Annotated in this window: 4 protein-coding genes, 1 tRNA gene and 1 pseudogene; 4 read left to right on the top strand and 2 right to left on the bottom strand. The window is 61.1% G+C overall.

Annotation, left to right across the window (positions count from 1 at the left end):
• From B3605_RS24560 to B3605_RS24545, 3 genes are all read left to right on the top strand, one after another.
• Positions 1-252: EAL domain-containing protein (locus B3605_RS24560; RefSeq protein ID WP_296436795.1), on the top strand; the 252-nt coding region annotated here is incomplete at its 5' end.
• Between the two features lie 396 nt (positions 253-648).
• Entirely contained in the window at positions 649-1848 is a 1200-nt protein-coding gene (mnmA, locus tag B3605_RS24550; protein ID WP_112973738.1) for a tRNA 2-thiouridine(34) synthase MnmA, read from the top strand.
• A gap of 112 nt (positions 1849-1960) precedes the next feature.
• Positions 1961-2037: transfer RNA gene (locus tag B3605_RS24545), tRNA-Met, on the top strand.
• Positions 2038-2592: 555 nt separating this feature from the next.
• On the opposite strand, the gene B3605_RS24540 is transcribed toward B3605_RS24545, so the two are convergent.
• Both B3605_RS24540 and B3605_RS24535 read right to left on the bottom strand, forming a co-directional pair.
• The gene (locus tag B3605_RS24540) at positions 2593-3615 is read right to left on the bottom strand and encodes a porin (RefSeq protein ID WP_112946029.1); all 1023 of its coding nucleotides are present in this window, start codon (positions 3613-3615) and stop codon (positions 2593-2595) included.
• A 220-nt stretch (positions 3616-3835) separates the two neighbouring features.
• A complete protein-coding gene (locus tag B3605_RS24535; RefSeq protein ID WP_112946028.1) occupies positions 3836-4423 on the bottom strand; it encodes a transglutaminase-like cysteine peptidase in 588 nt (195 codons plus the stop codon).
• Positions 4424-4607: 184 nt separating this feature from the next.
• On the opposite strand from B3605_RS24535, the pseudogene B3605_RS24530 reads away from it, so the two are divergent.
• Positions 4608-5165: pseudogene (locus B3605_RS24530) on the top strand (hypothetical protein); the annotation flags it as partial.

The raw sequence follows: 5165 nt of genomic DNA, 5'->3' as shown, positions 1-5165 counted from the left end.
GACCGCAGCTTCATCGCCGGCATCGACACCGACCCCGGCAACCTGGCGATCGTGCGCGCCGTGGTCGGTATCGGCTCCGGCTTCAACGCGACGACGCTCGCCGAGGGGATCGAGACCGACGCGCAGCTGCTGCGGTTGCGCCAGGAGGGGTTCCATGAGGTTCAGGGGTATCTGCTGGGCAAGCCGATGCCGCTTGCTGAAGCGGAGCGGTTGATCGCGGGCGGGGGCGTGGTGGCTTCGACGGCGGCTTGAGGGGAGCGGGTTCGGTGCTTGTTTGGAGAGGGTGTGCCTTGTGATACCCCCCTCTGTCCTGCCGGACATCTCCCCCACAAGGGGGGAGATCGACTCGTGGCTTGCCCCTAGCCAAACAATGAGCGTGGAGCGAGCGGCTGCGCCCAGCCAATCTCCCCACCTGTGGGGGAGATGCCCGGCAGGGCAGAGGGGGGTATCTCGCGGCACAACGCCTACGGCATCAACACCGCAGCCACCCCACCCCAAAATCACCGCCCCTTGCACCCGAACCCAATCCTTTCTATATCCACCGCCAGACAAGAGCCGGCGGTCGATCCCGTTGGTCGCGATGCAAATCCGCCAAAATTCTGTAGGATAGGGCGGATAAAGATACCCTTTTGAATTGGCAGCACCCCCGTGAACACACTGGATTTTGACAAGAGGCCGGAAGATACGCGCGTTGTCGTGGCCATGTCTGGCGGCGTCGACAGCTCGGTCGTGGCCGGCATTTTGAAGCGGCAGGGCTATGATGTGCTCGGCATCACGCTGCAGCTCTACGATCATGGCGCCGCCGTGCATCGCGCCGGCTCGTGCTGCGCGGGCCAGGATATCGACGATGCGCGCCGCGTCTGCGAAACGCTCGGCATCCCGCACTATGTGCTGGATTACGAAAAGCGCTTCCGCGACACCGTCATCAATCCGTTCATGGAAAGCTATGTCGCCGGCGAGACGCCGATCCCCTGCGTGTCGTGCAACCAGACGGTCAAGTTCGCCGATCTCTTGGAGACCGCGCGCGAGCTCGGCGCCGATGCGCTGGCGACCGGTCACTACATCCGTTCCGGCGCCAATCCGGCGCCCGGCAATCCCGGCCGTCGCGCGCTCTACCGCCCGGCTGACGCCGATCGCGACCAGAGCTACTTCCTGTTTGCCACCACGCAGGAGCAGATCGACTATCTGCGCTTCCCGCTCGGCGGATTGCCAAAGGCGGAAACCCGCAAGCTCGCCGAAGAGATGGGCCTCGTCGTCGCCAAGAAGGCCGACAGCCAGGACATCTGTTTCGTGCCGCAGGGCAAGTACGCCGACATCATCAACAAGCTGAAGCCGAACGCGGCGCTGGCGGGCGAGATCGTGCATCTCGACGGCCGGGTGCTCGGCCAGCATGACGGTATCCTGCATTACACGATCGGCCAGCGGCGCGGTATCGGCGTTGCCACCGGCGAGCCGCTCTATGTCGTCTATCTCGACGCCCGCTCGCGACGCGTCATCGTCGGCCCGAAGGAAGCGCTGGAGACGCACCGCGTCTATCTGCGGGATGTGAACTGGCTTGGAGACGAGGAGCTTGCGCAGGCGGCTGCGGGCGAGGGCTTTGCCTGCTTCGCCAAGGTGCGCTCGACGCGCATGCCGACGCCGGCCGTGCTGCATGCCGATCACACCGGCATCTACGTGGATCTCGCGGTGGGCGAGGCGGGTGTCGCGCCCGGTCAGGCCTGCGCGCTTTATTCGGCGCCGGGCGACAATGCGCGTGTCTATGGCGGTGGTTTCATCGAGCGCTCGGAGCGCGAGCCAGCGGCGGAAGCATCGCTGAAGGCGCTTCTGGAAGGTGCGGTGGCGGCGTGACAAATGCCCGGTGATTTTCTCGATCATGTGCTTGACATGACCGTGAAGGCCGCCTTATAAGCCGCTCATTCAACGAGCCGGGCGCGTCGCAAACGGCATCGTTAGGTGGTTTGGCTGGGTAGCTCAGTTGGTGAGAGCGCAGGATTCATAACCCTGAGGTCGGCGGTTCAATTCCGCCCCCCGCTACCATTCTTCCGGTGATAACACCGTTTCAAGACAATAATATTTGTCTCAAGAAAAAGTCGCTGCGACTAAAAACACGCCAGCCCAAAACAAAGCGGACATTTCCGCGGCGACCAGAAAGCCAAAAACGCTATCGTTCATGTTTTCCTCCTTCGGCAACCTCCATTGCCTAGAGGAAACGATAGGTCGGATCGCATTGTTCCGCCACCAAAAAAACACGTCCTCGCCTTTTCTCAGTCCTGAGCCGGCTATTGCGTGGCGACGATGCAACTTCTTTGTCGCCCGCGAGAAGCCGGCGACCAGCTTGCCTGAGATCCGTTTCCGGGGCAGGTGACTGTTCTCGGTGCCGCAGGATAGACCATGCGGTCGTTGATTTATGTGCTCGGAATTGTCGCAATCGCGGTAGGCGACGTTGGCCGCGCGTAGGTCGGCGATGGCGACGAAGCGCTCCAGGCGGCTTGCCTGTCAGGCTGGCCCGGCTTGGCAGCTGATGCGCCTCAAGAGGGGAACAGGAAGAGGGCGAGCCGCGCCGAAGCGCGGCCCACGTCGTTTTGCGTTTGCTTAGAAAGTGCGCTGGAAGCGCAGGAAGCCCTGGACCTGCTCTGGCGCGTTGTCAGGATCGTAATACTGGACGCTGAGCTTGGTGAGCAGGTTCTTGGCGACCTTGTAATCGACGGTCACGCCGGCGCGCCAGGCGTCGCCGCCGGTGAATTCGCCATTCGAATCCAGCGAGATCTTGCTGAAATACTGGTAGCCGGGGATGATCGAGAGCTTGTCGGTGGCCTTCCAGGCGTATTGCGCGCCGAGCGCCCACTCGGATTCCTCGTAGTAGTAGTTGGCGCCGCTGGCCCACAGGCCGTAGAGGCCGAGCTGGCCCGGGCCGACGTCGGCAAACAGGATGCCGCGAAGCGCAACTTCCTCGGTGTCGGTGTCGTAGCCAGCGAGCAGGTAGCCGCTGACGGCGCCGGCCTTGCCGAAGAGCTGGCCGGTGACGCCGATGTTATTGGGGCTTTCGCCCGGCTTGGTGCGGTAGCGATCTTCCAGTTCGTCGACCGACACGCCGGCGCTGAAGTTCGGCGTCTCGTACATGTAGCGGATCGAGTTGTGGATCGTCTGGTTGCTGGAGATCACATCGGTCTCGCCGGTGCCCATGCTCCTGTCGTTATCCCACCAGGAATACTGCATGCCGACGCGCACGCCGGCGAGGTCGATATAGCCTTCCTGCAGAAGTGCCGTCTGGGTGGAGGCGTTTTCAGCGTTGGTGCGCAGCGTGATGACACCGGTCAGCGTGCCGTATTCGGTTTCGCTCTTCGAGCTCAGCGTGACCTGGCCACGGGTCCAGGAGTTCCAGTCGGAGGTACCGGAGACGTTGCGGCCGAAGCGTTCCTCGACGCGGACATAACCGCCGATCGAGAGACAGGTCTCGGTGCCGGGGATGTAGAAGTAGCCGGTGCCGTAAGCGTCGCAGACGCGGACGTATTCGACGGCTTCGGGTTCGGCCGCGACGATGGCGTCGGCGGCCTGCGCTGTCGACATGATGCTCATGGCGGCAGCGGAGCCAAGGAGGATGGTACGGATAGTCATAGGGGGCGTTCCTATCGTTGTTGATAGGAAATTGCCTACCGGAAGGTTGGTGACAGTTCGATGACAAAAATGCGGCAGTGCGGTCGTCTATGCTGCATTGCGAGATGTGTGTCTCGCCCGCAACATATCGAATTGTACCCGCTATGTGCGAGATTCCAGCGTTGGTTGCGAAGGCCGCATTTTGCGGCCTTCAGCGATCGATCGCGCCGATAATGCCCTTTCAGCCCTTGATGAACTGGCTGGCGCGTGGCCCTGCCAATGTCACCTGCCAATTGGCCTTGCTGTTGAAGTTCTGGCTGGCGAGGAAGGTATAGCCCGTGCGCTGCCATGGCTTGACGTTGTAGGCGAGATTGTCGAGCACGTAGTCGCCGGACTTCAGACGGGCGATGAGGACGAGGTGGTTTTCGCCACGGCGATCGAGCACTACCGAAAGCGCCAGCTTGCTGGTCGGAAAGCCGATGTCGAGCAGGGTCTTCATCTTCAAGAGCGCATAGTCCTCGCAATCGCCCTTGTTGTTGACGGGCAGCGTCCAGTTCTCCGAACGGCCGCTCGTGACCCGATCCTCGGTCGGCTTCACCTTGGCGTTTACGTAGCGATTGACCGCCTGGAGTGCCCGCAGCGCTTCCTTGTCGCCAACATCGACGCCGCCCTTTCCATGGCAGACCCATCCATATTTGGCACAGGCCGCGCCGAAGCCGACAGGTGGAGAGATAGAACGGCTGGCGGGAATTTCGGACCCTGCAAAACTCTGACTAGAAATTAAAGGAATACTCAAAACAAAACCTAGAATGGCCGCAATTCTTCGCATATAAAGCTCCTGGAGTTATTCAGTGGTTCCGCGATTATCTACTATTAGATGATGCTTTTATACTAAATAATGCAATTGCAGCCGAATTGAGTACGCTCTTCATTTTTATTTGTCCTTCCTAATTTACCGCTCACTCATATAAAAATTCCCTGTTAACGCCACGTTAACGATGGGAGTGAGCGAAATGAACAGAACACTATTGAAGCTCTCTGTCAGTGTAGGATTTCTGCTGGCAGGAACGAGCCTAGGGAGCGCTCAGGCGCTCAATCTCGATTGCAGAAGCGTGCAGCCGGGATCGATTGAGGAGCGACTGTGCTTCCCGGTGCAGTCGATTTTTGACGTAAACCCCTTCACCGATTCCAACCATGATCGTGGCCGGAACGGGAGCGACGGTTCTTCCAGCAACGGCGGTGGTAGCGGTGGTACCAATACCGCGAGCGCCGGTCCTGTCACTGTCATCAGTGATCCTGGCGGCGAGGATGACGGCAACGGTCGTGGCCGTCATCGTGGCCGCCATCATGGCGGCAATAACAATGGCGGTGGTTGGAACGACCCCGGCAATGGTAACGGCCACGGGCATGGCCATGGCCACGGCAGTGGCGGTGGCGGCGGTGGTAACGGCGGCAATGCCGGCAACGGCGGCAATGGCGGCGACAACTACGGCGGTGACGGTGGCAATGGCGGCAGTGGCGGCGGCGGCGGAAACGGCGGCAGCTACCATGGCGGCAAGGGCGGCAACGGC

This window comes from Rhizobium sp. UBA1881, assembly GCF_002338015.1.
In the GTDB taxonomy this organism is placed as follows: Bacteria; Pseudomonadota; Alphaproteobacteria; order Rhizobiales; family Rhizobiaceae; genus Rhizobium.
This window is presented reverse-complemented; position numbering and strand designations above follow the sequence as displayed.

Coding starts and splice junctions, on each gene's coding strand:
- B3605_RS24535 (WP_112946028.1), bottom strand. CDS start 4,423: ATGCGAAGAATTGCGGCCATTCTAGGTTTTGTTTTGAGTATTCCTTTA.
- B3605_RS24540 (WP_112946029.1), bottom strand. CDS start 3,615: ATGACTATCCGTACCATCCTCCTTGGCTCCGCTGCCGCCATGAGCATC.